Consider the following 26,114-nt stretch of genomic DNA (forward strand, 5'->3'; position numbering starts at 1 on the left):
ATGCCGCAATCGCTGGCAAGCCAGCTCCCACAGGGGCCGCGTTGACTGGTCGACAGGTACTCCGCTGGGGACGAGATGTGCAGGTATCCATGACGTAATGGGGCACCAGCCACAACCTCATCACCTCACCCGCAACAACGGATCCTGCGGATTGATCGCCCGCAGCGTCTCGACCAGCCCATCGACCTTGTCCCGCTCCCCCGCCTGTTGCAGGTAACGCATCAACGCCAGCCGCACCTCGCGGTTGTACGGTTGCTGCCCGAGGCTCTGCCACAGTTGCTGGATGGCCGCGTCAGCCTGGCCCTGGTCATGCAATGCCACCGCCAGCACATAACCGAAACCGACATTCTCCGGCGCCAGTTCTGCCGCCTTGCGCAATGCTTTCAAGGCTTCTTCGCGCTGCCCCGAGCGGACCAGAGCCAAACCCCTGGCATGTTGCAGCAGCGCCGATTCGGGATGCCGGGTCAGGCCTTGGTCCAGTAGCCGCCGGGCTTGATCAGGCTGGCCGCGGGCATCCAGCCATTGCACCAGCGCCACCCGCGCGGGATCGAAGTCCTCGTCCCGTGACATTGCCGCGCGCAGGTACGGCTCGACCTGATCGAGCCGGCCGGTGGCGCGGTAGAGCAGTGCCAGGTTGACGTTGGCCTCGGCCCGGTCCTGCTGGCTCAACTGCGCCTGTTCGTATTCGCCGAGGGCCTTGTCGAAGGCCTGGCCCAAGCCGCTATTGCGCGCTGGCAGCAGGGCATAGGCGCTGGCGATGCGCACCGCGCGGACCGGGTCGTCGAGCAAGGGCGCCAGCAAGCGGATTCGTTGCTCGGCGGGGAGCAGGGCGGCCAGGGCTTCGACTGCCGCGACCCGCACTTGCGGCGCGTCGTTGCGCAGATCAGCGGAGGCGAGGTCGAGCGCACGCTGGCTGGGGTAGTTGGGCAGTTCGGCAAGCAAGGTGGCGCGACGGATCGCTGGCAGGTCGTCTTGCTGCAATTGCTCGAACAGTGCACTGGCCGCACCGGGCTTGCCGCTGCGCAGGGCATCGAGGCTGCGGGCGTAGCGCTGGGTCGGGGTGTCGTGCTCGCCGTACCAGAGGCGGAACTGTTCGGCGACCTTCTGTCCGGGCGTGGCCTGGTGACAGCCGAGGCAGGCGTCCGGGGTGCCGAGCTTCAGCGCCTGGGCCGGTGCCGGGATGCTGAAGCCATGGTCATGCCGCCAGTCGTTGACCATGTAGAACTTGCCGGGCATATGGCAATCCACGCACTGCGAGCCGGGCTGCCCCGGCACGTGCTTGTGGTGCTCCGCCGATTGATAGTCGCGGGCCTTCAAGCCGCTGCCGTCGACGCTGGCGATGCCGGTCTTGCCGGCCGGGTTGTGGCATTGCAGGCAGACACCGTTACCCTCGGCCCGCAGCTTGGTGCTGTGTGGTTCATGGCAGTTACTGCAACGCACGCCCTTGGCGAACATCTTGCTCTGGGTGAACGAGCCGTACTCGAACACCTCGTCCTGGATCTTGCCGTCCAGGGCATAGAGTTCGCGGGTCAGGCGGCTGGGCAGGAAGTCGTCCATCAGCCGGTGGCTATTCTTGAAACCATCGTCCAGCGGTGACCGGCGCGCATGGCAGCGGGCGCAGGTCTCCACTTCCTTGAGGTTGTCGCCGCCGCGCAGGCTTTGCTGGAAGCCGGCATGCTCGAGCGGGGTCTTTTTCGTGGTCCATGCCAGGTGGTCGGAGGCCGGGCCATGGCAGGCCTGGCAGCCTACCCCGAGGCTTTGCCACTGGCTGGCAAAGCGGTTTTCGGCGGCGTTGAAATTGCGCTTGAAGCCGGTGGTATGGCATTCCACGCACATGAAGTTGGCGTTCTGCTGCGGTGAGCTCCAGTGCAGCGGGCTCTTGAAGTCGACGCCCTGGCCCGGGTACAGGTGAAACCACTTCCTTTGCCGGGTATCCCAGGCCACGCCCAGGGCTTGCAGGTGGCCTGCGCCGGTATCGATCAGGTACTGCTGCAAGGGTTCGACGCCGAAGGCATAGGCCACCGGAAAATCCCTGGGCTTGCCGTCGCGCCCCGGGGTGTTGACCCAGAAACCGCCGTCGCGCTTGAAGAAGCGGGTGGTCTCGCGGTCGCTCTTGAAGGTGATGTCGTTGAAGTCGCCGAGCACGCTGGCGTCGTTCGCTGCCTGCATGGCCAATTGGTGATGGGAGCCTTGCCAGTGCTCGACCTGCTCGGCATGGCAGCCCTGGCATTGGTGTTCGTCGACCAGCTGTGGTGCGGCCTGTACAGGGGCGCCCAGGGCGAGCAGCAGACCCGCCAGCAACCCTCGGAGCAGGGACCAGCGGCGTGGCGGCGTGGCCACATCAGGCTTGTTCGGCATGCGGTGTTCCGTGTTTTTCTTCTAATAAGGCCGACCCGTTGCTTGTGGGGCGAACCTGGAATGCCGCGATGATACGGATTTCTCGCCGCGTCTGGGTGAAAGCTCGGCCTATGGTTTTTGTCATCAACAGAAATAGATTTTCATCCGGCCCCCGGGAAACCCGCGCGTAGGATGCACCTCTTATTCGGCAGTGGATTTTTCCTACATCGATCCTCCGAGGAGGCATGCAATGAACACCCGTGGTTTGCTCGATCAACTGCTCAAGTCCGGGCAGGACCTGCTGCAGAAACAGGCCGGCAGTGCTTCAGGTTCGCAGAAAGGCGGCGGCGCGCTTGGCGGGCTGCTCTCCGGTGTCGGTGGCAAGGTTGCGGCGGCAGGAGCCCTCGGCGCGCTGCTGGGCAGCAAGAAGGCCCGCAAGTACGGCGGCAAGGCCCTGACCTACGGCGGCCTGGCCGCCCTCGGTGTGCTGGCCTACAAGGCCTATGGCAACTGGCAGGCCCAGCAGGCCGCAGCGCCCAAGGGCGAGCCACAGACCCTCGATCGCCTGCCGCCGGCTCAGGTCGAGCAGCACAGCCAGGCGATCCTCAAGGCACTGGTGGCGGCCGCCAAGGCCGATGGCCATGTGGATGAGCGCGAGCGCGAACTGATCGAGGGCGAGTTCGTCAAACTGTCCGGCAACGACCGCGACCTGCAGCTCTGGCTGCATTCCGAGCTGAACAAGCCGCTGGACCCGTCGGACGTCGCCCGCGCCGCCGCCACTCCGGAAATGGCGGCGGAAATGTACCTGGCCAGCGTCATGCTGGTGGACGAGGAACATTTCATGGAGCGCGCCTATCTCGACGAACTGGCGCGCCAGTTGCGCCTCGATCCGCAGCTCAAGGTGGAGCTGGAACGGCAGGTTCATGCGACCTGAGTCAATAAAATGGGCAAATGGCCATGTCGTGTAGTCAATTTGCCCATTCAACCATGTAGGATCAGTCCCATAGGCGTGTAGGCCGTGGGCTATACTCAGCCCATTTTTCTTGCCGCGTACAACGCTCGAGGGCTGATTGTGAAGAACTGGACATTGCGCCAACGGATCCTGGCAAGTTTCGCCGTGATCATCGCCATCATGTCGCTGATGGTGGTCGCCGCCTATTCGCGGTTGATAGCCATCGAAGAAAGCGAGCAGGCGGTACGCGCCGACAGCATGCCCGGGGTCTACTACAGCTCGATGATCCGCAGTGCCTGGGTCGACAGTTACGTCCTGACCCAGCAACTGGTCGGCCTGAGCAACCATCGCGAGCTCACCGATGCCGACATGGCCCTGTACAAGAGCTATGACGAGCGCCTGCAACTGCAGATGGCCAACTACCGCAAGACCATGAACGACTCGGACGACGCCTCCAACTTCGCCCAGTTCGAAGGCATGGTCGGCGAGTACAAGCAGTCGCTCACCGCGGTGCTCAATGCCTACAGCAAGAAGGACTACCCGGAGGCCCAGCGCCTGCTCCTGGAAAACCTTGGCCCGACCTGGTCCGAGGGGCGCAAGCAACTCAACAGCCTGATCGACTGGAACCGTCGCTACGCCGATGAGGCCACCGACAATATCGTTTCCGCGGTGACCACGGCGAAGCTGAGCATGATGGTCTCCCTGGCACTGGCGGTGGTGGCTGCCGCGGTCTGCGGCCTGCTGCTGATGCGGGTCATCACCGAACCCATGCAGCGCATCGTTCGCGCCCTGGAAACCCTGCGCGGCGGCGACCTCAGCGTACGCATGAACCTGGACCGCAACGACGAATTCGGCGCCGTCGAGACCGGCTTCAACGAGATGGTCAGTGAACTGACCGGCCTGGTGTCCCAGGCCCAGCGCTCGTCGGTGCAGGTGACCACCTCGGTGACCGAGATCGCCGCCACCTCCAAGCAGCAGCAGGCCACCGCCACCGAAACTGCTGCGACCACCACCGAGATTGGTGCCACCTCGCGGGAAATCGCCGCTACTTCCCGCGACCTGGTGCGGACCATGACCGAAGTGACCACCGCTGCCGACCAGGCCTCGGTGCTCGCCGGTTCCGGCCAGCAGGGCCTGGCGCGCATGGAAGAGACCATGCACCAGGTGATGGGCGCCGCCGACCTGGTCAACAACAAGCTGGCGATCCTCAACGAGAAGGCCGGCAACATCAACCAGGTGGTGGTGACCATCGTCAAGGTCGCCGACCAGACCAACCTGCTCTCGCTCAACGCCGCCATCGAAGCCGAGAAGGCCGGTGAATACGGCCGTGGCTTCGCCGTGGTCGCCACCGAAGTGCGCCGCCTGGCCGACCAGACCGCCGTGGCCACCTACGATATCGAGCAGATGGTCCGCGAGATCCAGTCGGCGGTGTCCGCCGGGGTGATGGGCATGGACAAGTTCTCCGAGGAAGTGCGCCGCGGCATGTTCGAGGTGCAGCAGGTCGGCGAGCAGCTCAGCCAGATCATCCATCAGGTCCAGGCCCTGGCGCCGCGGGTGCTGATGGTCAACGACGGCATGCAGGCCCAGGCTACCGGCGCCGAGCAGATCAACCATGCCCTGGCCCAGCTCAGCGATGCCAGCAGCCAGACGGTGGAGTCGCTGCGCCAGGCCAGTTTCGCCATCGACGAGTTGAGCCAGGTCGCGGTCGGTCTGCGCGGCGGTGTGTCGCGGTTCAAAGTCTGAGGTGGCAATGACCGATCTCAGGCCTCGCCGCAGCCAGGACGCGGCTTGCCAGGGACGCCTGTTCCTGGTGTTCCGCGTTGGTGGTGAGCGTTTCGTTCTGGATACCCGGGAAATTGCCGAGGTGCTGCCACGGGTGCCGCTCAAGCCGATCGCCCATACCCCGGCCTATGTTGCCGGGGTTCTGGCCCATCGCGGCGCGCTGGTGCCGGTGATCGATGTCAGCGCGCTGAGCTTCGGCACTCCCGCGCCGCAGCGCACCAGCACTCGCCTGGTGCTGGTGCACTATCGCTTCGACCCGGCGCGTCCGGACCTGCTGCTCGGCCTGATTCTCGAACAGGCCAGCGACACCCTGCGCTGCGACCCGGCGGAGTTCCGCCCCTATGGCGTCGACAATCGCGAGGCGCCGTACCTCGGCCCGGTGCGCGAGGATGCCCAGGGCCTGATGCAGTGGATCGGCGTGCAGGACCTGCTCGACGATGCGGTGCGTGCCTTGCTGTTCCCTGAAGACGGGGGGCTGGCATGACCATCGAGCGACGCTTTTTCCGTTTTTTGCAGGAGCGCATCGGCCTCGATGTCGCTTCGGTGGGCGAGCAGATGGTCGAGCGCGCCCTGCGCCAGCGCTGCGCGGCATTGCCGGCCCACGACCTCGACGACTATTGGCTGCATTTGCAGCAGTCCCATGCCGAACAGCAGGCCTTGATCGAGGCGGTGATCGTTCCCGAGACCTGGTTCTTCCGCTACCCGGAATCCTTCGCCGCCCTGGTCGACCTGGCCCGCAAGCGCCTGGCCGAGCTCAATGGCGCCCGTGGCCTGCGCATCCTCAGCCTGCCGTGTTCCACCGGCGAGGAACCCTATTCCATCGCCATGGCCCTGCTCGATGCCGGCCTGCCGGCCCAAGCGTTCAAGGTCGAGGCCATGGATATCAGCCCCAATTCCATCGGTCGTGCCCAGCGCGCGGTGTATGGGCGCAACTCGTTCCGCGGTGCGGAGCAGGCTTTTCGCGAGCGGCATTTCAGTGAAGGGGAAGAGGGGCATCTGCTCGATGCGCGGGTGCAGCGCCAGGTGCAGTTCGAGGTGGGCAATGTGCTCGACCCGGCGTTGCTTGGTCGTCAGGGCAGCTATGACTTCGTGTTCTGCCGCAATTTGCTGATCTATTTCGACCTGGCGACCCAGCAGCGGGTGTTCGAGGTCCTGAAAAACCTGACCCATGCCGACGGCGTGCTGTTCATCGGCCCGGCCGAGGGCAGCCTGCTGGCACGATTGGGCATGCGCCCGCTGGGGATTGCCCAGTCATTCGCCTATGTTCGGCACGTGGCGCAAGCCAAGCCGGCGGCGCACAAGGTCGTCACTGCCACGGCACCGGTCGCGCCCTTGTCGCGCCCGATAGCGCCGGTCGTGCCTGCCGCCCCGGTGCGCCGGGCGATCACGCCGGTGCGCCCGCCTGCTGCCCATGGGCGCGACGAACAGGCCGGCGAGTTGCTGGCGCAGATCGCCGTGCTCGCCAATGGCGGTCACAGTGAACAGGCCCGTGCTGCCTGCCAGCGCTACCTCAAGCAATTCGAACCTTCGGCCCAGGTGTTCTACTGGCTGGGCCTGCTCAGCGATACCGCTGGTGACAGCGCCGATGCCATCAGCCAGTACCGCAAGGCGCTCTACCTGGAGCCGCAGCACCCCGAGGCGCTGGTGCACCTGGCCGCACTGCTGGCGTCCCAGGGCGATGCCGTCGGTGCCCGGCGCCTGCAGGAGCGTGCCGCGCGGCGCGAGCGGGAGGCTGATCGATGATCGATGAAATCAACATGCTGAGCGGTGATGTCGAGCGTATCGACGACTGCTGGAACCGCATCGGCGTACACGGCGACAAGAGCTGCCCGTTGCTGGAAGAGCATGTGCATTGCCGCAACTGTGCGGTGTATGCCGCCGCCGCCACGCGCCTGCTGGATCGCTATGCCCTGGCCCAGGACGCGCATGTTCGCGAGGCGGTCGAGGAGCAGGTGGTGCAGGGGCCGTCGCTGCTGCTGTTCCGTCTCGGCGAGGAATGGCTGGCGCTGGCCACCCGCTGCCTGGCCGAAGTGGCGCCGGTGCAGCCGGTGCATTCGCTGCCGCACCAGCGCTCCCGGGTGCTGCAGGGCGTGGCCAATGTGCGCGGTGCACTGGTGCCGTGCCTGTCCCTGAGCGACCTGCTCGGCCTGGAGCTGACCCAGGCCGCGCCGGGTTCGGCCCGGGTCATGCCGCGCATGCTGATCCTCGCGGCCAAGGGCGGCGCGGTGGTGCTGCCGGTGGACGAGGTGGACGGTATCCATGCCCTCGACCTGCGCCTGCATGGCGATGCTGCCTTTGAGAACCGCTTCACCCGCCAGGTTCTCCAGTGGCGCGGGCGAAGCGTACGAATTCTGGATGAAGACCAGGTGTTGTCCGCCGTCGACCGGAGCCTTTCATGACCCCAGAGCAAATGCGCGACGCTTCGTTGCTGGAGTTGTTCAGCCTCGAAGCCGAAGCCCAGACCCAGGTGCTCAGCGCCGGGCTGCTGGCGCTGGAGCGCAATCCGACCCAGGCCGACCAGCTCGAAGCCTGCATGCGCGCCGCGCACTCGCTCAAGGGCGCGGCGCGGATCGTTGGCATCGATGCCGGGGTCAGCGTTGCCCATGTCATGGAAGACTGTCTGGTTGAAGCCCAGGAAGGGCGCTTGCGCCTGCGCCCCGAGCATATCGATGCGTTGCTCCAGGGCACCGACCTGCTGATGCGCATCGCCACCCCTGGCGATGCCTCGGTCGAGGCGGCGGTACAGGCCTACCTGGTGCAGGTGGCCAATCTGTTGCAGCCCGGCTCGGCGGTTACGCCGCCGCCGACGCCGAGCGCGCCGCCAGTGATCGAGCCGGAGCCGGTGCTACCGCTCCCGGTGGTGCTGGAAGAGCCCGAGGCGGAACCCGAGCCCGAGCCGCGCCCGGCGCGCAAGAGCAAGGCGACCGAGGGCGGCGAGCGGGTGCTGCGGGTCACCGCCGAGCGCTTGAACAGCCTGCTTGACCTGTCGAGCAAGGCACTGGTGGAGACCCAGCGCTTCAAGCCCTTCCTCGCTACCCTGCAGCGCCTCAAGCGCGTGCAGGGCCAGGGCCTGCGCGCCCTTGACGGGCTCAAGGCGCAGATCGAGGCGGGCGAGCAGGGTGACGACGTGCGCGAAGCGCTGGCCCTGACCCAGCAGTTGCTCGGCGAGGCGCAGCAGATGCTGCAGCAGCAGGTGGTCGATCTCGACGAGCTGGGCTGGCAGGCCGGCCAGCGCGCGCAGAACCTCTACGATATGGCCCTGGCCTGTCGCATGCGTCCGTTCGCCGATGTGCTGACCGGACAAAGCCGCATGGTTCGCGATCTCGGCCGCTCCCTGGGCAAGCAGGTGCGCCTGGAGATCGAGGGCGAGAAGACCCAGGTCGACCGCGATGTCCTGGAAAAACTCGAAGCGCCGCTGACCCACCTGCTGCGCAACGCCGTCGACCATGGCATCGAGATGCCCGAGCAGCGTCTGGCGGCGGGCAAGCCCATGGAGGGCACCATTCGCCTGCGGGCTTCGCACCAGGCCGGTCTGCTGGTGCTGGAGTTGAGCGATGACGGTGGCGGGGTCGACCTTGAGCGGCTGCGCCGCAGCATCGTCGAGCGCCACCTGTCGCCGGCGGAAACCGTGGCGCAGATGAGTGAGGCGGAGCTGCTGACCTTCCTCTTCCTGCCGGGCTTCAGTCTGCGCGACAAGGTCACCGAGGTGTCCGGCCGCGGCGTCGGCCTGGATGCCGTGCAGCACATGGTTCGCCAGCTGCGTGGCCAGGTCGAGATGACCCAGGGCGATGGCAACGGCAGTCGCTTCCACCTGGAAGTACCGCTGACCCTGTCGGTGGTGCGCAGCCTGGTGGTGGAAGTCAGCGGCGAGGCCTACGCCTTCCCCTTGGCCCATATCGAACGCACCCTGGAGCTGTCGCCGGAGTCCATCGTGCAGATCGAGGGGCGCCAGCAGTTCTGGCACGAAGGCCGGCATATCGGCCTGGTTTCCGCCAGCCAACTGCTCAATCGGCCGGTCAGCCAGAACAGTGAACAGAGCATCAAGGTGGTGGTGATCCGCGAGCGGGAAACCCTGTACGGCGTGGCCATCGATCGCCTGGTCGGCGAGCGGGTGCTGGTGGTGATGCCGCTGGACGCGCGCCTGGGCAAGATCCAGGACATCTCCGCCGGAGCCCTGCTGGACGACGGCTCGGTGGTGCTGATCGTCGACGTCGAGGACCTGCTGCGCTCGGTGGAGAAACTCCTCAGCACCGGTCGCCTGGAACGTATCGAGCGCCGTGGCGCGGCCCGTGAGGTGGCGCGCAAGCGCGTGCTGGTGGTGGACGACTCGCTCACCGTGCGCGAGCTGCAACGCAAGCTGCTCGGCAACCGCGGCTACGAAGTGGCCGTGGCGGTGGATGGCATGGACGGCTGGAATGCCTTGCGCAGCGAGGATTTCGACCTGCTCATCACCGATATCGACATGCCGCGCATGGACGGCATCGAACTGGTGACCCTGGTGCGTCGCGACAGCCGTTTGCAATCGCTGCCAGTGATGGTGGTGTCGTACAAGGACCGCGAAGAAGACCGGCGGCGTGGCCTGGATGCCGGCGCTGACTATTATCTGGCCAAGGCGAGCTTCCATGATGACGCCTTGCTGGATGCCGTAGTCGAGCTGATCGGGAGTGCCCAAGGATGAAGATCGCCATCGTCAACGATATGCCGCTAGCGGTGGAGGCCCTGCGCCGTGCGCTGGCCTTCGAGCCGGCGCACGAGGTCATCTGGGTCGCCAGCAACGGTGTGGAGGCGGTGCAGCGTTGTGCCGAGCAGACTCCGGACCTGTTGCTGATGGACCTGATCATGCCGCAGATGGACGGGGTGGAAGCGACCCGGCGGATCATGGCCGAATCGCCGTGCGCCATCGTCATCGTCACTGTCGATCGCCGGCAGAACGTGCACCGGGTGTTCGAGGCCATGGGCCATGGCGCCCTCGACGTGGTCGATACCCCGGCCCTGGGCGGCGGCGATGCCCGCGAGGCGGCGGCGCCGCTGTTGCGCAAGATCCTCAATATCTCCTGGCTGATCGGCCAGCAGCGCGGCAGCAGCGTGCGCCCGGTGGCCACGCCCTTGCGCCAGGCCGCGCAGCGCCAGGGCCTGGTGGCCATCGGTTCTTCGGCCGGTGGGCCGGCGGCCCTGGAAGTGCTGCTCAAGGGCCTGCCCAAGGCGTTTCCGGCGTCGATCGTGCTGGTCCAGCATGTCGACCAGGTGTTCGCCGCCGGCATGGCCGAATGGCTCAGCAGTACCTCCGGGCAGAACGTGCGCCTGGCCCGCGAGGGCGAGCCGCCGCAACCGGGCCAGGTGCTGCTGGCCGGGACCAACCACCATATCCGCCTGCTCAAGGATTGCACCCTGGCCTACACGGCGGAGCCGGTGAACGAAATCTACCGCCCCTCGATCGATGTGTTTTTCGAAAGCGTGGCACGGTTCTGGCGTGGCGATGCGGTGGGCGTGCTGCTCACCGGCATGGGCCGCGATGGCGCGCAGGGGCTCAAGCTCATGCGCGAGCAGGGTTTCCTGACCATCGCCCAGGACCAGCAGAGCAGTGCGGTGTACGGCATGCCCAAGGCGGCCGTCGCCATCGACGCGGCCGTGGAAGTCCGCCCGCTGGAGCGGATAGCCCCACGACTAATGGAAATTTTCCCGAAATGACGATATGTATTGAGTCACGCCGGCGGCGCCGGCAGTGCCCAGGTGACAGCGCATGAATGATCTACCGATCGACGGCTTTTCAACCTCTGACGAGAACTCGGCGATGGTCCTGCTGGTCGACGACCAGGCGATGATCGGCGAAGCCGTGCGCCGGGGCCTGGCCCAGGAAGACAACATCGACTTCCACTTCTGTGCCGATCCGCACGAGGCGGTGGCCCAGGCCATCCGCATCAAGCCGACGGTGATCCTGCAGGACCTGATCATGCCGGGCCTCGACGGCTTGACCCTGGTCCGCGAGTACCGCGCCAACCCGGCGACCCAGGACATTCCGATCATCGTCCTGTCGACCAAGGAAGACCCGCTGGTCAAGAGCGCGGCCTTTGCCGCCGGGGCCAACGATTACCTGGTCAAGCTGCCGGACAATATCGAGCTGGTGGCGCGGATCCGCTATCACTCGCGCTCCTACCTGACCCTGCTGCAGCGTGACGAGGCCTATCGTGCCCTGCGCGTGAGCCAGCAGCAGTTGCTCGACACCAACCTGGTGCTGCAGCGCCTGATGAACTCCGACGGCCTGACCGGGCTGTCCAACCGCCGTCATTTCGACGAGTACCTGGAGCTGGAATGGCGCCGGGCGATGCGCGAGCAGTCGCAGCTGTCGCTGCTGATGGTCGACGTCGACTACTTCAAGTCGTTCAACGACACCTTCGGCCACCTGGCCGGTGATGAGGCCCTGCGCCAGGTGGCCGAGGCCATCCGTTCCTGCTGCGCGCGGCCGAGCGACCTGCCGGCGCGCTACGGAGGCGAGGAATTCGCCCTGGTGCTGCCCAACACCTCGCCGGGCGGTGCGCGCCTGCTGGCGGAAAAACTGCGCCAGACCGTCGAAGCCGCGCGGATCGCCCACATGATGCCGGCCCCGGACTCCTGGCTGACCGTGAGCATCGGCCTGGCCACCCAGACCCCGGCCATCGGCAGCCATTGCCGGCAACTGATCTCGGCGGCGGACAACGCCCTGTACCAGGCCAAGAACGCCGGCCGCAACCGGGTGGCGGTGGCCTGAGCGCCCTATCGCTGGCAATGCCAGCTCCCACAGGGATTTGTGTACACCGCCAAACCTGTGGGAGATTCTATGGCGGCAGGCAAGCAGATGGATGTTGTGACTGCTGGCCTCATCGTCGGCAACGCCGACTCCCACAGGGTTCTGAGCCGGCCACGGTATCTGTGCTCGACGCGGTCCTTGTGGGAGCTGGCGTTGCCAGCGATGAGGCCGGCAAGTGCAATGAAAATCTTCTGGTTCCCCTGCCGCCCGTAGCTTCCCGCTTGTCCCCCGCCACCCTGCCTGCGCTATACTCTCCGGCTTTTCACCGAATTACGCACGAGAGCAGCCCGCCCATGGAAATCAACCCGATTCTGAATACCATCAAGGACCTCACCGAGCGTTCCGAGTCCATTCGGGGGTATCTTTGACTACGATCACAAGCATGACCGCCTGATCGAAGTCAACCGCGAGCTCGAAGACCCGAACGTCTGGAACAAGCCTGAATACGCCCAGGCCCTGGGCCGCGAGCGCGCCATGCTGGCGCAGGTCGTCGAGACCCTGGACAAGCTGTCCGGTGGCCTGGCCGACTGCAAGGACCTGCTCGACATGGCTGTCGAGGAGAACGACGAGGGCGCCGTCGAGGACGTCATCGCCGAGCTGCAAAGCCTCGAAGAACACCTGGCGCTGCTCGAATTCCGGCGCATGTTCAGCGGCGAGATGGACATGAACAACGCCTACCTGGACATCCAGGCCGGTTCCGGCGGCACCGAAGCGCAGGACTGGGCCAACATCCTCCTGCGCATGTACCTGCGCTGGGCCGACAAGCGCGGCTTCGACGCGACCATCATCGAACTGTCCGAAGGCGAAGTCGCCGGCATCAAGGGCGCCACCGTGCACATCAAGGGCGAATACGCCTTCGGCTGGCTGCGTACCGAGATCGGTGTACACCGCCTGGTGCGCAAGAGCCCGTTCGACTCCGGCGCCCGTCGCCACACCTCGTTCTCGGCGGTGTTCGTGTCCCCCGAGATCGACGACAAGGTCGAGATCGAGATCAACCCGTCCGACCTGCGCATCGACACCTACCGCTCCTCGGGCGCCGGTGGTCAGCACGTCAACACCACCGACTCGGCGGTGCGTATCACCCACGTGCCGACCAACACAGTGGTCGCCTGCCAGAACGAACGCTCCCAGCACGCCAACAAGGACACCGCCATGAAAATGCTGCGGGCCAAGTTGTACGAGCTGGAAATGCAGAAGCGCAACGCCGCTTCCCAGGCGCTGGAAGACAGCAAGTCGGACATCGGCTGGGGTCACCAGATCCGTTCCTACGTGCTGGATGACTCGCGGATCAAGGACCTGCGTACCGGCGTCGAGCGCAGCGACTGCCAGAAGGTCCTGGACGGCGACCTCGACCAGTACCTGGAAGCAAGCCTCAAGCAGGGCCTGTAAACCGCACACCACTGCCGCGAGACCCGGCCTTGCGCCGGGATCGCGTGCCCTGCCCGGAAAGGGCAACGAATACCTGATGGAAAGAATGACGACATGAGCGACCTGAAAACCGAATCGCAAGACCTGCAACAGGAAGAAAACGCCCTGATCGCCCTGCGCAAGGAAAAACTTGCCGCAGAGCGCGCCAAGGGCCAGGCCTTCCCCAACGACTTCCGCCGTGACAGCTACTGCAACGACCTGCAGAAGCAATATGTCGACAAGACCAAGGAAGAGCTGGAAGCAGCGGCGATCCCGGTCAAGGTTGCCGGTCGCATCATGCTCAACCGTGGCTCGTTCATGGTCATCCAGGACATGACCGGGCGCATCCAGGTCTACGTCAACCGCAAGACCCTGCCGGAAGAAACCCTGGCTGCGGTGAAAACCTGGGACCTGGGCGACATCATCGCCGCCGAAGGCACCCTGGCCCGTTCCGGCAAGGGCGACCTGTACGTCGAAATGACCAACGTGCGCCTGCTGACCAAGTCGCTGCGCCCGCTGCCGGACAAGCACCACGGCCTGACCGACACCGAGCAGCGCTACCGCCAGCGCTACGTCGACCTGATCGTCAACGAGGACACCCGCGAGACCTTCCGCGTGCGTTCGCTGGTTATCTCGCATATCCGCAGCTTCCTGGCCAAGCGCGACTTCCTCGAAGTCGAAACGCCGATGCTGCAGACCATTCCTGGCGGCGCCGCGGCCAAGCCGTTCGAAACCCACCACAACGCCCTGGACATGCCGATGTTCCTGCGTATCGCGCCGGAGCTGTACCTCAAGCGCCTGGTGGTCGGTGGCTTCGAGAAGGTCTTCGAGATCAACCGCAACTTCCGTAACGAAGGCGTTTCGACCCGGCACAACCCCGAGTTCACCATGCTCGAGTTCTACCAGGCCTACGCCGACTACACCGACAACATGGACCTCACCGAAGAGCTGTTCCGCGAGCTGGCGCAGCTTGTACTGGGGACTACCGACGTGCCGTACGGCGACAAGGTGTTCCACTTCGGCGAGCCGTTCGCGCGCCTGTCGGTGTTCGACTCGATCCTCAAGTACAACCCGGAACTGACCGAGGCCGACCTGCTCGACGTCGACAAGGCCCGTGCCATCGCCAAGAAGGCCGGTGCCAAGGTCCTCGGCCACGAAGGCCTGGGCAAGCTGCAGGTGATGATTTTCGAAGAGCTGGTGGAGAGCAAGCTGGAGCAGCCGCACTTCATCACCGAGTACCCGTTCGAAGTCTCGCCGCTGGCCCGTCGCAATGATGCCAACCCGAACGTCACCGACCGCTTCGAGCTGTTCATCGGTGGTCGCGAGATCGCCAACGCCTACTCCGAGCTCAACGATGCCGAAGACCAGGCCGAGCGCTTCCTGGCCCAGGTGGCCGAGAAGGATGCCGGTGACGACGAGGCCATGCACTATGACGCCGACTTCGTTCGCGCCCTGGAATACGGCATGCCGCCAACCGCCGGTGAAGGCATCGGTATCGACCGTCTGGTGATGCTGCTGACCAACTCGCCGTCGATCCGCGATGTGATCCTGTTCCCGCACATGCGTCCGCAGGCCTGATTGCACCAGGCTTGAGGCCCTCATCGCTGGCAACGCCAGCTCCCACAGGTTTTGTGTCCGGCGCGGACCTTGTGGGAGCTGGCGTTGCCAGCGATGAGGCCCCTGAGGACACTTTGAATCAGCCGCCCAGTGCGGCTTTTTCATGCCCGTGAATTCCCGATCCCGAGGTACCCCGCCAGTGACCCCCACCCAGCCACAACAAGGCGCCGCCGGCGTTGCCACCGCGGTCGCGGAAAGCGTCCAGTACCAGGGCCGCAAGGCCAGCCGCCAGGGCAGCGAGCAGCGTCGCCAGCAGATCCTCGACGCGGCCATGCGCATCGTCGTCCGTGATGGCGTGCGTGGCGTGCGCCACCGTGCCGTCGCCGCCGAGGCGGGCGTGCCGCTGTCGGCCACCACCTACTACTTCGACGATATCCAGGACCTGCTCAGCGATACCTTCGCCCAGTACGTCGAGCGCAGCGCCGCCTACATGGCCAAGCTGTGGGAGAGCACCGAGGTGGTCCTGCGCCAGTTGCTCGCCCAGGGCGACGGCAGCCCGGCGTCCCGCGCGCGGCTGGCCGACGAGGTGGCGAAGATGACCTGCGAGTACGTCCAGCGCCAATTGCACAATCGCCGCGACTTCCTTATGGCCGAACAGGCCTTCCGCCAGGAGGCCTTGCTGTCGCCACGGCTGGCCGAACTGGTCAGGCTGCACGAGCAGATCCTCCTGCGCGGCGCCTGCCAGTTGTTGCAGGTGGTGGGCTCGCGCCAGCCACAACAGGACGCCATTGTATTGACGGCAATCATCGAGCAGATGGAGTATCAGGGCCTGCTCGAAGCCGCAAAACCGCAGGCTGAAGGGCAGATGCTCGCTATTCTTGTTCGTTACCTGCATCTGGTGCTGGCTGCGGAGTGAGTCGCGAGCGCCTCTCAAGGAGATTTCGATGAAAGCCTGGCGTGTGCTGCTGGCCCTGTCTTTCCTGCTGTTGAATGGCTGCCTGGTGACCTTCAACGAGCCGATTCCGGCCAACCAGGCAGCGCCCAAGGCCTTGCTCGGCAACTGGTCGAGCAAGGACGCCTGGGGCGAGCCGCTGACCCTGCAGATCAGTCGCTCTGGTGGCAACGCCTACAAGGCGGTGGCCACGGCCAAGGGCAAGCCTCGCGAGGAATACGCCTTTACCGTGTCGCGCCACGGCAACCGCTGGTATCTCTCGGCCGGCGTACCGAAGAAACTCGGCGGCAATTTCCTTATCGGTGGCTTCGAAGTGATCGATAACAAGGAACTGGTGGTCTACAACCTCGACGTCGAGCAGGTCACCCAGGCTCTGGACAAGAAAGAACTGAGCGGCCGCACCGTCGAAGTGCCCGAAGAGAACGGCGAAGGGGTGTTGATCGACAGCCCGGCCGAGCGTGTACTGGCCTACCTGGACGATCCGGCCAACTCCGACCTGTTCGTCGAAGTGGCGCGGTTCCAGCGGGCTGGCAAATAACGAGGAACAAGGAGTGAGCGTGGACGAGTACCAGCAGACGATCCGGGCCCTGTCCGACCGCATTGTCCAGGCACAGACGCCGATTCGCGTGCTCGACGCGGTGAAGTGGGACGACAGCATCCGCCAGGGCTTCCTCAAGGCCAAGGGCAAGGAGCCGCCGGCGGTCAGTCGCGAGTACTACCAGAACCGGCCGCTGTCCTTCGATTCCGGCGCGCTGAAGCTGGAGTTCCAGAACATCGAGCGCGATATCACCCGCCAGCTCGGCCAGTTCAACCCGGTCGGGCAGATCATGCGGCGCATGTGCAAGGAGTACCGCATGGTGGTGCGCATGCTCGAAGCGCGCGGTACCGACGACTTCGGGCTGATCTCGCAAGAGCTCTACGGCGCGGCTTCGGACGCCTTCCATGCGGGGGATCCGACCCTCGCCGACCTTGGCCTGATGCTCTCGGACTACCTGAACAACATCGATGGCCGTGGCGACCTCAAGGACGAGCCGAAGAACCTCACCGCCAAGGAAGCGGTGGAAATCCTCCAGCGCCGCCTGAACAAGGTGTTCGGCGAGGCCGAGGAGACCATTCGCGTGTTCGAGTCCGACGGTATCGTCGCCGATGCCGCGGCGGGCGCCGACTACATCAAGATCCGCGCCGATGCCATGTTCAACAGCCGTGATGTGCGCGCGCTGGAAGTTCACGAAGGGCTGGTGCATGTCGGCACCACCCTCAACGGCCTCAACCAGCCGATCTGCACCTTCCTGGCCAAAGGGCCGCCCTCGTCGACGGTGACCCAGGAAGGCCTGGCGATCCTTATGGAGGTGATCGCCTTCGCCTCCTACCCGAGCCGCCTGCGCAAGCTGACCAACCGTACCAGGGCCATCCACATGGTGGAGGAGGGCGCGGACTTCCTGCAGATCTACGAATTCTTCCGCGCCCAGGGCTTCGAAATGGCGGAAAGCTACGGCAATGCCAGTCGGGTATTCCGCGGCTCGGTGCCGAACGGTCTGCCATTTACCAAGGACTTGTCCTACCTCAAGGGTTTCATCATGGTTTACAACTACATTCAGTTGGCCGTGAGAAAGGGCAAGCTCGAGCAGATTCCCCTGCTGTTCTGCGGCAAGACCACCCTGGAAGACATGCGCACCTTGCGCCAACTGGTGGACGAAGGCCTGGTGGAGCCGCCCAAGTACCTGCCGGAGCAGTTCCGCGACCTCAATGCGCTGTCGGCGTGGATGTGTTTCTCCAACTTCCTCAACCACCTGAGCCTGGACCGGATTGAAGCCGACTACTCGAACATTCTCTGAGCGCTGGCGCGGGACTTTCGTCCTGTGCCTGTTGCTGCTGGGGCTGTCCGGGTGCAGTTCGCTGCTGTTCTATCCCGAGCCCGGGCAGCCGTTCACCCCCGAGAAGGCGAAAATCGCCTGGCGCGACCTGACCCTGACCGCCGCCGACGGCACCCGCCTGCATGGCTGGTGGCTGCCGGCCAAGGAGGGCGTCGAGGTCAAGGGTACGGTGCTGCACCTGCACGGCAACGGCGGCAACCTGGCCTGGCACCTGGGTGCCAGCTACTGGCTGCCGGAGCAGGGCTACCAGGTGCTGATGATCGATTACCGTGGCTACGGGCTGTCCGAGGGCAAGCCGGGGCTGCCAGAGGTCTACCAGGACATCGGCGCCGCCCTCGACTGGCTGGGAACGGCGCCCGAGGTGCAGGGCAAGCCGCTGGTGCTGCTGGGCCAGAGCCTCGGCGGGGCCATGGCGATCCACTACCTGGCGCAGCACCCGGAGCAGTCGCAGCGCTTCAAGGCGCTGGTGTTCGACGGCGTTCCGGCCAGCTACCGCGAGGTCGGGCGCTTCGCCCTGAGTACGTCGTGGCTCACCTGGCCGATGCAGGTGCCGTTGTCGTGGCTGGTGCCGGATGGCGACAGCGCGATCCGTTCCATCGCTGCCCTGAAGAGCCCGCCCAAGCTGTTCTTCCACAGCATCGACGACGCCCTGGTGCCCATGGACAACGGCATCCGCCTGTACCAGGCCGCGCCGCCGCCGCGGGTGCTGCAACTGGTGCGTGGTGGACATGTGCAGACCTTCGGCGACCCGACCTGGCGCCAGGTGATGCTGCGTTTCCTCGATGACCCCGAGCATTTCAACGGCCTGCGCCGCCTGGCCGAAGTCCCCAACTACCCTGACGAGAAGTCGCAATGAGTGAAGAACGCAACGCCATCCCCCTGATCATCACCGGAGTCTGCAGCATCGTCGGCACGGTCTGCGCCCTGTGGTACTACGGCTACCTGCATTTCGCCAAGCCGGAGGATGCGCTGCTGCTGTCGGAGTTCACCATGCTCAAGACCGTACCGGGCGAGGACTATCGGGTCTCCCTCAACCCTGCGCCGCAGACTGCCCAATGCATCGATGGCGTGCTGGTGCTGTTCGACATGCAGCAGAAAGGCCTGACCGGCGTGCTGGTGGACAACAAGAAGCAGGCGGTTCGCTGCATGGGGCAGGAGACGCCGCAGGAGGTCAAATGACCTTGTGTTGAGCTTTCGGGCCTCATCGCTGGCAAGCCAGCTCCCACAGATTCAGCGGTTCACGCGATCCTTGTGGGAGCTGGCATTGCCAGCGATTGCGGCAGTGCTGACAACGGGATTTCAGTGGGTGACGCGAGACTTTGCCGCGCCATAGGCTTGCTGGTTTTCCCGCTTGCCCACGGCAACCACCAGCACTACCAGTCGCTCATCGACAACCTGATACACCAACCGATAACCCGAGCTGCGCAGCTTGATCTTGTAGCAGTCCGGCATCCCGGAAAGCTTGTCCGCCTCCACCCTCGGCCCCGCCAGCCTGGATTTCAACTTTTTGGCCAGTTGCAAGCGGGTCGCTGCATCCAGCCTGTCGAATTCCTTCCTTGCTTTCAGATTGAATTCCAGTACGTACTCAGGTGCCGCTTCCTTCGGCTTCTGCGATGAGCTCATCGATGTCTACCTTGACGGTGGGCTCGCCACGCCGTTGGCGTACCAGCTCCGCCAGTTGGGCATCGTCGATCAGATCCATCATCGCTTCGTAGCGGTCGGGCGGGACTGCATAGAAGGCTGGTGCATTTCTGTTGAGAATGACCACGGTTTCGCCTTTGCCTTCGCGCAGGGTGCCCATGGGATCTTTTTTAAGGTCGGTGACCGATGCGGCAACATTGGCCAGAACCGCGAATGTCATTGCCATGGCAACACTTCCTGTGGAGTTCTGCTGTCAGGGGAGGGCGCCGGGATCGGTAGTCCCGGTCCGGATCGAAGTCAGTGAAACAGGATGGGGATACTAATACTTTAAAAGGTGTCTTTAAAGGTGCTTTTAAAGCGGCTTTTCTTGAGGGGCTGCAAAAAAAATCCCGCCAACCGGCGGGATTTTTCGTCACAGCCTGGGCGTTATTGCACGCTGCTCACACTACGCGGTGCCACCGGCTGGTTGTCGTTGGAAATGGTCACTTCCACCCGACGGTTCTGCGCGCGCCCGGAGTTGCTGGTGTTGTCCGCTACCGGGTACTCCTTGCCATAGCCCTGGGCGACGATGCGGGTCGGGTCGACGCCGGCACGTACCAGCGCCATGCGCACCGAGTTGGCGCGACGCTCCGACAGGCTCTGGTTGTAGTTGGCGCTGCCGACGCTGTCGGTGTAGCCCTCGACGATCACCTTGCGGTCAGGGTTTTCCTGGAGGAACTGCGCCAGCTTGGTGATGTTCGGGTAGGCGCTGCCCTTGAGCTCGGCCTTGTTGAAGTCGAACAGCACGTCACCGAAGGTCACCAGGGTGCCGCGGTCGGTCTGCTTGGCGTTGAGGCTCTCCTGGAGCTTCTTGATCTGCGCGTCGCGAGCGTCCAGGCGGGCCTGGGCACGTTGTGCGGCGGCGTTTTTCAGGTCGGCTTCGGCGGTGCGCAGGGCGATGGTCTGCTTGGCCACCTCGACGCGCTGGTTGGTCAGGTAGGCCAGTTGGTCGACCTTCTTGCTGTCTTCCTTGTCCATGTAGGCCTTGTCGGCCTTGTTCAGCCAGTCCTGGGCGTCCTTGGTTTCAAGAGCAGCAACCTTGCTCGACTGCGGATCGCTCTGCAGCGCCGAGAAGTTGGTGCGGGCCGATTCCAGGTTGGGGTTCGGCTGGTGGGCGCAGGCGACCAGGCCCATGCTCACGGCCAGAAGGGCGGGAATCATCACGTGGTTACGCATAGTGTTCGTCCTTTATCGATTTCGAATGCACGAAGCGCTGCTGCGCTTATGGCTGCGGCTGCATCGGGTCGGCGGCACGCATGCCTTCCTCGCGTACGTCCTGAACGCCCTGGCGGGCATCCTGCACGGCCTTCTGCGCCTTCATGGCCTGGGCCTTGCGCTCGGCGACGCGGGCGTCCCACTCGGCCTGTTCGGCGAGCAGCTTGGCTTCGTCATACTTCTTGTCGTGCATGGCGATTTCGGCTTGCTTGAACTTGTCCTGCGCGGCCTTCATCTCGACGGCGGCGTACTCGGTACCGCCGGCGCTCACCGCGGAGTTAACCGCCGACTGGGTCACGGCGTACTGCTCGGTGGGTGGCTTGCCAGCGCAACCGGCCAGGACCAGGCTGCTGCCCAGGGCCAGCGCGGCCAGCTTGATCCCGCGCAGTTGGAACGGGGATTTTTCGATGCGGGTCTTCATGGTGGTCAACTCCATTGGATCACTCCTGATGAACATCCGTAACAGTCCATCGACACACCTCTCCGGGTAGAGGCCGGGAGGGATTTTTGCCGTAGTGGCTAATGGCTGGGAGTCGAGCGTTTTTTCAAAAGTTCAGAAAAAGTACCGCTTGATGGGCGATTTTTTCTGACTGATTGGTCAGTGGGTTTGCGCGGGAACTTTTGCGGGGGAGGCGGGGTATCCACCGATCTTTCGGCCGGCGGTGCCCTCTGTGGGAGCTGGCTTGCCAGCGATAGGCATAGGTATCTACACATCTCTACCTAGGTGCAGCCGCCGAGTCTGAAATGTTTTTCAGCTTTTGCTTTTCCTGGCATCGATCTTCCAGACGACACCGATTCGGCCCGTCAGGAGGCCGAGTGGAGGTGCCGCGGAGCCGGGATGGCGGGCAGGAGCCCGCCAAGCGCCGTCAGGCCAGGGATGGCCCGTCGGCGCGTGCCCGGTGGAGCGGTGCCGGAAGGAGGGAACCCGGAGCGAAGCGTAGGGCCGGATGTCGGGCTGGGGCGTTTTTGGTTACTTTTGCCGCCCAGCAAAAGTGACCCGCCGTAAGGGCGGAAAGGTGAATTGACGTCGCTGCCTTAATGGATATGTTCCCGGTTTCCGGGCCTACCTTTCGGACGTTGTTTGGTTCTGGTGTCGGGGGCTTATCCATTCACGATGGTGACGGGAAGTTACCTTTCCGCTTTTACAGCGGGTCACTTTTGACGGCGCAAAAGTAACCAAAACGCCTTCCGTCCTACATACGGCCCTGCGCTGCGCTCCGGGTTCCTTCCTTCCGCATACGCTCCGTGGGGGGCGCGCCGACGGGCCGTCCATGGCCCGACGGCGCTTGCGGGCCATCCATGGCCCTTACCCCCACTCCGCGCATGCTCCACTCAGCCTTCTGAAGGCCGGGGCAGATCAAGATCAAAAGCAGAGCAAGAGCCAAAGCAAGAGCCAAGCAAGAGCGGTGTGTTACAGACCGGGTCCATCATTGGTAAAGATGTGTAGATACCCATGCTCATCGCTGGCAAGCCAGCTCCCACAAGGGGCTATGTGTCAGGGTTACTAGTGAGTGGAACCATCCTTGCCGCTGCTCAAGGCATGCAGATGCCGTCGTGACAGTGCGAGGAAGCGCGGCGTAGGCCCGACATCCTCGTACAGCGGATCGCCTTCCTCATCGGTGGCGATCACCTGCTTGCCCTGGATGTAAGGGAAGCTCGCCTCCAGCTCCTCCAGGGCCGCGCCAAGCAGTTCGCCGAGCAGTTCTTCAGGGGTGCGCTTGGGATACATCTCCGCCAGCGCCGCCAGGCGCGCGGAGGCTTCGACATCCAGGTGCAGGATATGACCGGTGGGGCTCAGACGCCCCTTGGCGTTCTGCTCCCAGTGCTGCGCAAGTTCGCGAATCTTCATGATGCCCTCCGTAAAACCATTGGGACTGGTTACAGCGTAGCCAGTTCGCCCGCGCCTGCGCCTTGAAAGCACGAGCGGTAGTGGGGCACTCTGCAAGGCAGGCAGTTTTTCCAGGGTATGGAGAAGGTTGATGACCGATATCGATGTGCGCTTGCGGGAAGATGTTCATCTGTTGGGCGAGCTGTTGGGCGATACCGTGCGCGAGCAGCATGGCGAGGCGTTTTTGCAGAAGATCGAAGCGATCCGCCACAGTGCCAAGGCCGATCGCAGCGGCGGAGAAGAGCAGCTCAGCTCGACCCTCGCCGACCTCGCCGACGATGAATTGCTGCCGGTGGCCCGGGCCTTCAACCAGTTCCTCAACCTGGCCAACATCGCCGAGCAATACCAGTTGATCCGCCGTCGCGATGGCGACCAGCCGGAGCCCTTCGAGGCCCGGGTGTTGCCCGAGCTGCTGGCGCGTCTCAAGGCCGCCAGCCACAGTGACGACGCCCTGGCCCGCCAACTGGGCAAGCTGAACATCGAGCTGGTGCTCACCGCCCACCCCACCGAAGTGGCACGACGCACCCTGATCCAGAAGTACGACGCCATTGCCGCGCAACTGGCGGCTCAGGACCACCGCGACCTGACCCCGGCCGAGCGCGAGCAGGTGCGCCAGCGCCTGCAACGGCTGATCGCCGAAGCCTGGCACACCGAGGAAATCCGCCGCACCCGGCCGACCCCGGTGGACGAGGCCAAGTGGGGCTTCGCGGTGATCGAGCATTCCCTCTGGCAGGCCATCCCCAGCCATATGCGCAAGGCCGACAAGGCCCTGCACGACGCCACTGGTCTGCACCTGCCGCTGGAGGCGGCGCCGATTCGCTTCGCCTCGTGGATGGGCGGCGACCGCGATGGCAACCCCAATGTCACCGCGGCGGTCACCCGCGAAGTGCTGCTGCTGGCGCGCTGGATGGCCGCCGACCTGTTCCTGCGCGATGTGCATTCCCTGGCTGCCGAACTGTCGATGCAGCAGGCCAGCCCGGCATTGCGGGCCAAGGTCGGGGAGTGCGCCGAGCCCTATCGCGCCTTGCTCAAGCCGCTGCGCGAACGCCTGCGGGAAACCCGTGCCTGGGCCCAGTCGGCCCTGACCAGTGCGCAGGTGCCCGGCCCGCTGGTGTTGCAGGACAACCGTGAACTCTTCGAACCCCTGCACCTGTGCTTCGAGTCCCTCCACGAATGCGGCATGGGCGTGATCGCCGATGGCCCGCTACTGGACTGCCTGCGGCGTGCGGTGACATTCGGTCTGTTCCTGGTGCGTCTCGATGTGCGCCAGGACTCCAGCCGTCATGCTGCCGCCCTCAGTGAAATCACCGAATACCTGGGCCTGGGCAGCTACGCCGAGTGGAACGAAGAGGCGCGGATCGACTTCCTCCAGCGCGAGCTGGCCAGCCGCCGGCCATTGTTGCCGCCGCACTACAAGCCGCAGGCGGAAACCGCCGAAGTCCTCGCCACCTGTCGCGAAATCGCGGCGGCGCCGGCGGCGTCCCTGGGCTCCTATGTCATTTCCATGGCTGGCGCCGCGTCCGACGTGCTGGCGGTGCAACTGCTGCTGAAGGAAGCCGGCCTGCAACGGCCGATGCGCGTGGTGCCGCTGTTCGAAACCCTGGCCGACCTGGACAACGCCGGTCCGGTGATGCAGCGCCTGCTCGCGCTGCCGGGTTATCGCGCCGGGCTGCACGGCCCGCAGGAGGTGATGATCGGCTATTCCGATTCGGCCAAGGACGCCGGCACCACCGCCGCTGCCTGGGCGCAGTACCGCGCTCAGGAAACCCTGGTGAAGATCTGCCGCGAGCAGGAGGTCGAACTGCTGCTGTTCCACGGTCGCGGTGGCACCGTTGGCCGTGGTGGCGCGCCAGCTCACGCGGCGATCCTCTCCCAGCCACCGGGATCGGTGGCCGGGCGGTTCCGCGCCACCGAACAGGGCGAGATGATCCGCTTCAAGTTCGGCCTGCCGGACATCGCCGAGCAGAACCTCAACCTGTATCTGGCCGCCGTGCTGGAAGCCACCTTGCTGCCACCGCCGCCGCCCCTGCCGACCTGGCGCGAAGTGATGGATCAACTGGCTGCGGACGGAGTGAAGACCTATCGCGGCGTTGTGCGAGAAAACCCCGATTTCGTCGAGTACTTCCGCCAGTCCACCCCGGAACAGGAACTCGGTCGTCTGCCGCTGGGCAGTCGTCCGGCCAAGCGCCGCGCCGGGGGTATCGAAAGCCTGCGCGCCATCCCGTGGATCTTCGGCTGGACCCAGACCCGTCTGATGCTGCCGGCCTGGCTCGGCTGGGAGGCGGCGCTGAACAATGCCCTGGCCCGTGGTCAGGGGCCGCTGCTGGCGCAGATGCGCGAGGAATGGCCGTTCTTCCGTACCCGCATCGACATGCTGGAGATGGTCCTGGCCAAGGCCGACGCGGAAATCGCCCGCTCCTACGACGAACGTCTGGTGCAACCGCAACTGCGACCTTTGGGTGAACATCTGCGCGACCTATTGTCGCAGGCGTGTCAGGTAGTGCTGGGCCTGACCGGGCAGCCGGTGCTACTGGCGCACAGCCCCGAGACCCTGGAGTTCATCCGCCTGCGCAACACCTACCTGGACCCGCTGCACCTGCTCCAGGCCGAGCTACTGGCCCGCTCCAGGGAGCGCGAAGCCGCTCTGGACAGCCCCTTGGAGCAAGCCCTGCTGGTGACCGTGGCAGGTATTGCCGCCGGTTTGCGCAACACGGGTTGAGTGTCGGATGAGTGCCTGCGGGATGTAAGAATGCATCCCGCAGTTTGTACGAAATAGTCTTGTGAAGGGGCGGTTGCGCTGGGCGCAACCTGTATACAGCGTGGCGTCCTGTCGCAGGTTTTTCCGACTTTCGACCGCTTGTATGGTCCCCATGCGCTGTGTATCTTGGGCAGCCTTTTGACCGATTTATGGTCATCGCCCGATTTCCTGCGATTCGCCAATCTCGCGAATCCATTGATTTGCTTATAAAAAATGAGGAGCACAAGATGCGCGTAATTCTGCTGGGAGCTCCCGGGGCCGGTAAAGGTACTCAGGCAAAGTTCATCACCGAAAAATTCGGTATTCCGCAGATCTCCACCGGCGACATGTTGCGTGCCGCGGTCAAGGCCGGCACTCCGCTGGGCCTGGAAGCCAAGGCCGTGATGGATGCCGGCAAGCTGGTCTCCGACGACCTGATCATCAACCTGGTCAAGGACCGTATCGCCCAGCCCGACTGCGCCAACGGTTTCCTGTTCGACGGTTTCCCGCGCACCATCCCTCAAGCTGAAGCCATGGTCGCTGCCGGCGTTTCCCTGGATGCCGTAGTCGAAATCGCTGTCGACGACGAAGAGATCGTCCAGCGTATCGCCGGTCGCCGCGTCCACCTGGATTCCGGCCGTGTCTACCACGTGGTCTACAACCCGCCGAAGGTTGAAGGCAAGGATGACGTCACCGGCGAGGACCTGATCCAGCGCCCTGACGACAACGAAGAAACCGTGCGTGGCCGCCTGAAGGTCTACCACGAGCAGACCAAGCCGCTGGTGGACTTCTACCAGAAGCTCGAAGCCGCCGATGGCAAGCCGAAGGTCAGCCATATTCCTGGCGTCGGTTCGGTCGAAGCCATTACCGCCAAGGTGCTGGCAGCCCTGAGCTGATCCCTTTCGTTGTGTCGCCAACGGCCCGCTTGCGGGCCGTTGTCGTTTATACT

Annotated in this window: 23 protein-coding genes; 17 read left to right on the top strand and 6 right to left on the bottom strand. The window is 64.6% G+C overall.

The window, feature by feature from the left end:
- Positions 1-120: 120 nt before the first annotated feature.
- A complete protein-coding gene (locus tag ACODSK_RS05000; protein ID WP_489014300.1) occupies positions 121-2,358 on the bottom strand; it encodes a tetratricopeptide repeat protein in 2,238 nt (745 codons plus the stop codon).
- 229 nt (positions 2,359-2,587) lie between these two features.
- On the opposite strand from ACODSK_RS05000, the gene ACODSK_RS05005 reads away from it, so the two are divergent.
- The 15 genes from ACODSK_RS05005 (at position 2,588) to ACODSK_RS05075 (ending at position 18,824) form a co-directional block, all read left to right on the top strand.
- Entirely contained in the window at positions 2,588-3,271 is a 684-nt protein-coding gene (locus ACODSK_RS05005) for a tellurite resistance TerB family protein (protein WP_489014302.1), read from the top strand.
- Positions 3,272-3,409: 138 nt separating this feature from the next.
- Positions 3,410-5,032, top strand: a complete 1,623-nt coding sequence (locus ACODSK_RS05010) for a methyl-accepting chemotaxis protein (protein ID WP_489014303.1) — start codon at positions 3,410-3,412, stop codon at positions 5,030-5,032.
- Between the two features lie 7 nt (positions 5,033-5,039).
- A complete protein-coding gene (locus ACODSK_RS05015; protein WP_489014305.1) occupies positions 5,040-5,555 on the top strand; it encodes a chemotaxis protein CheW in 516 nt (171 codons plus the stop codon).
- Positions 5,552-6,814, top strand: coding sequence for a CheR family methyltransferase (locus ACODSK_RS05020; RefSeq protein WP_489014307.1), 1,263 nt, complete (start codon positions 5,552-5,554; stop codon positions 6,812-6,814). The genes ACODSK_RS05015 and ACODSK_RS05020 overlap by 4 nt, the downstream gene beginning before the upstream one ends.
- Positions 6,811-7,470: a chemotaxis protein CheW gene (locus ACODSK_RS05025; RefSeq protein ID WP_489014308.1), complete on the top strand. Its 660-nt coding sequence runs from the start codon at positions 6,811-6,813 to the stop codon at positions 7,468-7,470. Before ACODSK_RS05020 ends, ACODSK_RS05025 begins: the two co-directional genes overlap by 4 nt.
- Positions 7,467-9,749 carry a hybrid sensor histidine kinase/response regulator gene (locus tag ACODSK_RS05030; protein WP_489014310.1) on the top strand — a complete coding sequence of 761 codons (2,283 nt, stop codon included), beginning with the start codon at positions 7,467-7,469 and terminating at the stop codon, positions 9,747-9,749. Before ACODSK_RS05025 ends, ACODSK_RS05030 begins: the two co-directional genes overlap by 4 nt.
- A complete protein-coding gene (locus ACODSK_RS05035) occupies positions 9,746-10,759 on the top strand; it encodes a chemotaxis response regulator protein-glutamate methylesterase (protein WP_489014311.1) in 1,014 nt (337 codons plus the stop codon). Before ACODSK_RS05030 ends, ACODSK_RS05035 begins: the two co-directional genes overlap by 4 nt.
- 52 nt (positions 10,760-10,811) lie before the next feature.
- Positions 10,812-11,816, top strand: coding sequence for a diguanylate cyclase (locus ACODSK_RS05040; RefSeq protein ID WP_489014313.1), 1,005 nt, complete (start codon positions 10,812-10,814; stop codon positions 11,814-11,816).
- A gap of 332 nt (positions 11,817-12,148) precedes the next feature.
- Positions 12,149-13,244, top strand: a protein-coding gene (prfB, locus tag ACODSK_RS05045) for a peptide chain release factor 2 (RefSeq protein ID WP_489014314.1) whose coding sequence is annotated in 2 segments (ribosomal slippage) — positions 12,149-12,220 and positions 12,222-13,244 — 1,095 coding nt in all. Because the reading frame shifts where the segments join, the coding sequence is not laid out codon by codon here.
- A 93-nt stretch (positions 13,245-13,337) separates the two neighbouring features.
- Positions 13,338-14,840 carry a lysine--tRNA ligase gene (lysS, locus tag ACODSK_RS05050; RefSeq protein ID WP_489014316.1) on the top strand — a complete coding sequence of 501 codons (1,503 nt, stop codon included), beginning with the start codon at positions 13,338-13,340 and terminating at the stop codon, positions 14,838-14,840.
- Between the two features lie 142 nt (positions 14,841-14,982).
- Positions 14,983-15,735: a TetR/AcrR family transcriptional regulator gene (locus tag ACODSK_RS05055; protein WP_489014318.1), complete on the top strand. Its 753-nt coding sequence runs from the start codon at positions 14,983-14,985 to the stop codon at positions 15,733-15,735.
- 28 nt (positions 15,736-15,763) lie between these two features.
- Entirely contained in the window at positions 15,764-16,309 is a 546-nt protein-coding gene (locus ACODSK_RS05060) for a hypothetical protein (RefSeq protein WP_489014320.1), read from the top strand.
- Positions 16,310-16,328: 19 nt separating this feature from the next.
- The gene (locus tag ACODSK_RS05065) at positions 16,329-17,606 is read left to right on the top strand and encodes a flavohemoglobin expression-modulating QEGLA motif protein (RefSeq protein ID WP_489014626.1); all 1,278 of its coding nucleotides are present in this window, start codon (positions 16,329-16,331) and stop codon (positions 17,604-17,606) included.
- A complete protein-coding gene (locus ACODSK_RS05070) occupies positions 17,578-18,501 on the top strand; it encodes an alpha/beta hydrolase (RefSeq protein WP_489014321.1) in 924 nt (307 codons plus the stop codon). The genes ACODSK_RS05065 and ACODSK_RS05070 overlap by 29 nt, the downstream gene beginning before the upstream one ends.
- Positions 18,498-18,824 (top strand): PA3694 family proteiin, encoded by a 327-nt coding sequence (locus ACODSK_RS05075; protein WP_489014322.1) that lies wholly within the window; start codon positions 18,498-18,500, stop codon positions 18,822-18,824. The genes ACODSK_RS05070 and ACODSK_RS05075 overlap by 4 nt, the downstream gene beginning before the upstream one ends.
- A 120-nt stretch (positions 18,825-18,944) precedes the next feature.
- Here the strand turns inward: ACODSK_RS05075 and ACODSK_RS05080 are convergent, their stop codons facing one another.
- From ACODSK_RS05080 to ACODSK_RS05100, 5 genes are all read right to left on the bottom strand, one after another.
- Positions 18,945-19,268: a type II toxin-antitoxin system RelE family toxin gene (locus tag ACODSK_RS05080; RefSeq protein ID WP_489014324.1), complete on the bottom strand. Its 324-nt coding sequence runs from the start codon at positions 19,266-19,268 to the stop codon at positions 18,945-18,947.
- Positions 19,231-19,506, bottom strand: coding sequence for a type II toxin-antitoxin system Phd/YefM family antitoxin (locus ACODSK_RS05085; RefSeq protein WP_489014628.1), 276 nt, complete (start codon positions 19,504-19,506; stop codon positions 19,231-19,233). The genes ACODSK_RS05080 and ACODSK_RS05085 overlap by 38 nt, the downstream gene beginning before the upstream one ends.
- Positions 19,507-19,712: 206 nt before the next feature.
- Complete coding sequence (gene lptF / locus ACODSK_RS05090; RefSeq protein ID WP_489014325.1) at positions 19,713-20,501, bottom strand: lipotoxin F family OmpA-related lipoprotein LptF; 789 nt, start codon at positions 20,499-20,501, stop codon at positions 19,713-19,715.
- A 46-nt stretch (positions 20,502-20,547) separates the two neighbouring features.
- Positions 20,548-20,976, bottom strand: a complete 429-nt coding sequence (locus tag ACODSK_RS05095; protein WP_489014327.1) for a DUF4398 domain-containing protein — start codon at positions 20,974-20,976, stop codon at positions 20,548-20,550.
- 1,068 nt (positions 20,977-22,044) lie between these two features.
- Positions 22,045-22,389, bottom strand: a complete 345-nt coding sequence (locus tag ACODSK_RS05100) for a pilin assembly protein (RefSeq protein WP_489014329.1) — start codon at positions 22,387-22,389, stop codon at positions 22,045-22,047.
- A 130-nt stretch (positions 22,390-22,519) separates the two neighbouring features.
- Between ACODSK_RS05100 and ppc the strand changes: the two genes are divergently transcribed.
- Both ppc and adk read left to right on the top strand, forming a co-directional pair.
- The gene (ppc, locus tag ACODSK_RS05105; protein WP_489014330.1) at positions 22,520-25,147 is read left to right on the top strand and encodes a phosphoenolpyruvate carboxylase; all 2,628 of its coding nucleotides are present in this window, start codon (positions 22,520-22,522) and stop codon (positions 25,145-25,147) included.
- Positions 25,148-25,413: 266 nt separating this feature from the next.
- A complete protein-coding gene (adk, locus tag ACODSK_RS05110) occupies positions 25,414-26,061 on the top strand; it encodes an adenylate kinase (RefSeq protein ID WP_330076953.1) in 648 nt (215 codons plus the stop codon).
- Positions 26,062-26,114 lie beyond the last annotated feature (53 nt).

Source organism: Pseudomonas sp. FG98, assembly GCF_057808595.1.

Excerpts from the sequence above, each read along its gene's own strand:
- ACODSK_RS05000 (WP_489014300.1), bottom strand. The coding sequence starts at position 2,358 with ATGCCGAACAAGCCTGATGTGGCCACGCCGCCACGCCGCTGGTCCCTG.
- ACODSK_RS05005 (WP_489014302.1), top strand. The coding sequence starts at position 2,588 with ATGAACACCCGTGGTTTGCTCGATCAACTGCTCAAGTCCGGGCAGGAC.
- ACODSK_RS05015 (WP_489014305.1), top strand. The coding sequence starts at position 5,040 with ATGACCGATCTCAGGCCTCGCCGCAGCCAGGACGCGGCTTGCCAGGGA.
- ACODSK_RS05020 (WP_489014307.1), top strand. The coding sequence starts at position 5,552 with ATGACCATCGAGCGACGCTTTTTCCGTTTTTTGCAGGAGCGCATCGGC.
- ACODSK_RS05025 (WP_489014308.1), top strand. The coding sequence starts at position 6,811 with ATGATCGATGAAATCAACATGCTGAGCGGTGATGTCGAGCGTATCGAC.
- ACODSK_RS05030 (WP_489014310.1), top strand. The coding sequence starts at position 7,467 with ATGACCCCAGAGCAAATGCGCGACGCTTCGTTGCTGGAGTTGTTCAGC.
- ACODSK_RS05035 (WP_489014311.1), top strand. The coding sequence starts at position 9,746 with ATGAAGATCGCCATCGTCAACGATATGCCGCTAGCGGTGGAGGCCCTG.
- ACODSK_RS05040 (WP_489014313.1), top strand. The coding sequence starts at position 10,812 with ATGAATGATCTACCGATCGACGGCTTTTCAACCTCTGACGAGAACTCG.
- lysS (WP_489014316.1), top strand. The coding sequence starts at position 13,338 with ATGAGCGACCTGAAAACCGAATCGCAAGACCTGCAACAGGAAGAAAAC.
- ACODSK_RS05055 (WP_489014318.1), top strand. The coding sequence starts at position 14,983 with ATGCCCGTGAATTCCCGATCCCGAGGTACCCCGCCAGTGACCCCCACC.
- ACODSK_RS05060 (WP_489014320.1), top strand. The coding sequence starts at position 15,764 with ATGAAAGCCTGGCGTGTGCTGCTGGCCCTGTCTTTCCTGCTGTTGAAT.
- ACODSK_RS05075 (WP_489014322.1), top strand. The coding sequence starts at position 18,498 with ATGAGTGAAGAACGCAACGCCATCCCCCTGATCATCACCGGAGTCTGC.
- ACODSK_RS05080 (WP_489014324.1), bottom strand. The coding sequence starts at position 19,268 with ATGAGCTCATCGCAGAAGCCGAAGGAAGCGGCACCTGAGTACGTACTG.
- ACODSK_RS05085 (WP_489014628.1), bottom strand. The coding sequence starts at position 19,506 with ATGACATTCGCGGTTCTGGCCAATGTTGCCGCATCGGTCACCGACCTT.
- lptF (WP_489014325.1), bottom strand. The coding sequence starts at position 20,501 with ATGCGTAACCACGTGATGATTCCCGCCCTTCTGGCCGTGAGCATGGGC.
- ACODSK_RS05095 (WP_489014327.1), bottom strand. The coding sequence starts at position 20,976 with ATGGAGTTGACCACCATGAAGACCCGCATCGAAAAATCCCCGTTCCAA.
- ACODSK_RS05100 (WP_489014329.1), bottom strand. The coding sequence starts at position 22,389 with ATGAAGATTCGCGAACTTGCGCAGCACTGGGAGCAGAACGCCAAGGGG.
- ppc (WP_489014330.1), top strand. The coding sequence starts at position 22,520 with ATGACCGATATCGATGTGCGCTTGCGGGAAGATGTTCATCTGTTGGGC.
- adk (WP_330076953.1), top strand. The coding sequence starts at position 25,414 with ATGCGCGTAATTCTGCTGGGAGCTCCCGGGGCCGGTAAAGGTACTCAG.